Below are 605 nucleotides of genomic sequence, written 5' to 3'. Positions count from 1 at the left end.
ATATTCTTCGTCATCCACTGCATCAGCCATACTTCTTCCTCCATATTTCTCAAATACGGCAGCACGAGTGCCAAGGCACTGGGACTCAACTCCACTACGTAAAGCCCGTTTTCCACACGCTCCCGACCTTGGCGCACGCGCCATGCACTGATGTAGCGGAAATGGTGACTTCCTAGTTCACGTCCCCACTCATCGCGAAGGCCATGGTGCGTGACAATCACGATTTCCCGGTCATGCTCAGCACGCTCGATGACAGCTGTGCGCGCCACCATGCGTCGGAAGTGGGTGCCCGTCACGCCCTGAAAAATTCGCGTGATCATGCCGAGCGCTCCAGCTCTGCATCGCGTAGAATACCACGCAGCCGCTTGTTGCTCGAACCGAGAACCGCGTTCAGGTGACGAAGCCCACGGCACTCATCCAGCACGTCATCCAAACGCGTTTGCATCTCGACAAGGCTGTTCGAGAGTTCGGCACAGCGCGCTTCCAACCAACGGGCTCGGGATTCGAAGTCATCGGCCTTGGCCTGTGCCAAGGATTCGTGTTGCGCCGCCGTCTTCTCATCATACGCGAACGCGCCATCCGGAGCCACGAATGCGCCCTCCGAT

At 58.0% G+C, this 605-nt stretch carries 2 protein-coding genes; both read right to left on the bottom strand.

Going from position 1 to position 605, the window contains the following annotated elements; translation table 11 throughout:
* A partial coding sequence (locus AC1RPR_RS08030; RefSeq protein ID WP_481763441.1) for a hypothetical protein occupies positions 1 to 320 on the bottom strand: 320 nt, incomplete at its 3' end.
* Positions 317 to 605 (bottom strand): hypothetical protein (locus AC1RPR_RS08025; protein WP_481763440.1); only part of this gene is annotated, 289 nt, incomplete at its 5' end. The genes AC1RPR_RS08030 and AC1RPR_RS08025, both read right to left, overlap by 4 nt.

This window comes from Dellaglioa sp. CoH-57-MRSF-22 (genome assembly GCF_056781895.1).
Note: the sequence above shows the minus strand (reverse complement) of the source record. Positions and strands in the feature narration are given on the sequence as shown.